At 69.5% G+C, this 2,587-nt stretch carries 3 protein-coding genes; all 3 read right to left on the bottom strand.

Annotation, left to right across the window (positions count from 1 at the left end; genetic code table 11):
* Positions 1 to 559, bottom strand: a 559-nt coding sequence (locus tag I0Q12_RS33450) for an acyl-CoA dehydrogenase family protein (RefSeq protein ID WP_231611139.1), incomplete at its 3' end; no start/stop codon positions are given.
* 29 nt (positions 560 to 588) lie between these two features.
* Positions 589 to 2,004, bottom strand: coding sequence for an acyl-CoA dehydrogenase family protein (locus I0Q12_RS21135; RefSeq protein WP_197254398.1), 1,416 nt, complete (start codon positions 2,002 to 2,004; stop codon positions 589 to 591).
* 101 nt (positions 2,005 to 2,105) lie between these two features.
* A partial coding sequence (locus tag I0Q12_RS21140) for an inositol monophosphatase family protein (RefSeq protein ID WP_307846387.1) occupies positions 2,106 to 2,587 on the bottom strand: 482 nt, incomplete at its 5' end.

The following is a 2,587-nucleotide window of genomic DNA, read 5'->3' on the forward strand; positions in this document are numbered from 1 at the left end:
CCTTGGATCGGTCCACGCTGGCCCAGACGACGACGTGCGTCGAACGCTCACCGGCCGTGACGAAGATCTTCTCGCCGTTGAGGACCCACTCGTCGCCGTCGAGCACGGCGGTGGTGGTCACGGCCGCCGAGTCGGAGCCGAAACTCGGTTCGGTGATCGCCATCGAGGCCCACACCTTGCCGAACCGTTCGAGCTGTTCGTCGGTGGCGACCGCGGCGATCGCCGAGTTGCCCAGGCCCTGGTAGGGGATGGACAAGGTCAGTCCGACATCGCCCCAGCAGGTTTCGATGACGTTGAGCAGTCCGGCCATGTTGCCGCCGTTGGCGTTGCCGCCCTTGGCGTCCTGCTTCTTCGCGTCGCGCCCGAGCGCGGCGCCGGCCGCACCCTGCCCGGAGTCGTTGAGCCCCTCGACCATCGCGGCCATCGTGTCGAGCTCGACCGGGTAGACGTGCTCGGCGAGGTCGTACTTGCGGGAGACCGGGCGGAAGATCTGCGCGGCGACCTGATGAGCCTGATTCGCAGAGGCCTTGAGCTTCTTCGGAAGTTCGAGATTGATCATCTACAGATTCCTTGTTCGGGTCGGACCGCTCAGATGAGGACGATGCCCTCGGCGACGCCGACGGCACGCAGGTCGCGGTACCAGCGCTCGACGGGATGTTCCTTGGTGAAACCGTGGCCGCCGAGCAACTGCACGCCGTCGAGGCCGATCTGCATGCCCTTGTCGGTCGCGAGCTTGCGGGCCAGCGCGGCCTCGCGGGCGAACGACAGGCCCTGTTCCGCGCGGGAGGCGCCGCGCAGGGTGACGAGACGGATGCCGTCGAGCTCGATCTTGATGTTGGCGACCATGAAGGCCACCGCCTGACGGTGGCTGATCGGCTCACCGAACGCCTGGCGCTCGTTGACGTAGGGGATCACGTAGTCGAGCACGGCCTGGCCGGTGCCCATCGCGAGCGAGGCCCAGCCCAGACGGGCCAGACGCACGGCGTCGGCGTACTGCTCGGCACGCAGGTCCGCAGCGGCGGTGTCGAGCGAATCGGTTCCGTCCGAGCCGAGCAACGCCGACTGCGGTACCGCGACGTCGTTCAGGTGCAGCCGGCCGAGGCCGGCGGCACGCAGGCCCATGCTGGGATCGGCCTCGACGACGACGCCCTTGCTCTTGGCCTCGACGATGAACAGGGCCGGGCGGCCGTCGAGTTCGGCGGCGACGACGAAGAGCTCGGCGCTGCCCGCGGCCGGGACGAACGACTTGACGCCGTTGAGGCGGTAGCCGCTGGGGGAGCGCACTGCCTTGGTCTGCAGGGCGAACGGATCGAACAGGGCGCGCGGCTCGGCGATCACCACGGAGGCCTGCGGCACGTCGTCGCTCGCGAAGGCGGGCAGGTAGGTCTTCTGCTGCTCGTCGCTGCCCCACTGGGTGAGCGCGACGGCGACGCCGCTGGGCGCCAGGATCGGCAGCGCCAGGCCCATGTCGCCGTGCGCGAGTGCTTCGGCGACGAGTGCGTTGGTGACGGTGCCGCGCTCGGTGGCGGCGCCGTCGAACGCCTCGGGGACGTTGACGAGGGTGATGCCGAGCTCGGCGGCGCGGGCGAGCAGGTCGGTGGGCGCCGCTGCGGCCTCGTCGGCGTCGTGGGCCGCGGGCCGGAGGATCTCGGCCGCGAATTCCTGGACGGTCTCGACGATCATCTGCTGATCGTCGGTGGGGGTCAGATCGAAGAAGTCGCTTCTCTTCGGTGCGTCGAGGCGCTGCGGCGCACCGCCGCCGGAGACCTTCTTGAACGCGCGGGTGGCGGCACCGAGCGTCTTGAAGCCGGTCTTGGTGGACTGGTACGTGGCCCGGTCGATGGTCTGACGGAAGTTATAGCGATCCGCCAGCTCCGAACCGGTGATTCGCGTGAGCACGCGCATCGCGGCGCCCATGACGTCCCGCTTCACCGGGTTCAGGCCGACCGCAGACGTATCGCGTCGGGGGGTCCGGGCCACACTGTCTTGCTTGCTCATGATCACCAGAAGTCTCTCGATGGGATCGGACCCCACCAACCTTACTCTGGAGTAAGAAGAGTGTCTACTACGGAGTAAGAAGCTTCCGGCGACCGCGCCGACGCAGGTCAGTGCGCCGGACGCAACCTCGCGAGCACGTCGTCGTGCAGGGCCGAATTGGTCGCGACCGCGCTGCCGCCGTGCGGGCCGTCCACGCCCTCGACGTCGGTGAACCGGCCCCCGGCCTCGCGGATCAACACATCGAGCGCGGCCAGGTCCCACAGCGAGACCTCCGGCTCGAGCGCGATGTCCAGGGCGCCCTCCGCGAGCAGGCAGTAGGAGAAGAAGTCGCCGTACGCGCGGACCCGCCACACCTCGTCGGTCAGGGCGATGAACTCGTCGCGCAGGCCGCGGTCGCGCCAGCCCGACAGGCTCGAGAAACTCAGCGACGCCGACTCCGGGCGGGTCACCTCCGACACCGCGATCCGGCGCGGCGCCCCGCCCTCGAAGGACGTCCACGCGCCCTGTCCCGCGACCGCCCACCACCGGCGGTTCAGGGCCGGGGCGCTGACCACGCCGACCACCGGCACGCCGTCGTCGAGAAGCGCGA

The organism is Rhodococcus sp. CX, from assembly GCF_015865005.1.
Classification (GTDB): domain Bacteria; phylum Actinomycetota; class Actinomycetes; order Mycobacteriales; family Mycobacteriaceae; genus Rhodococcus.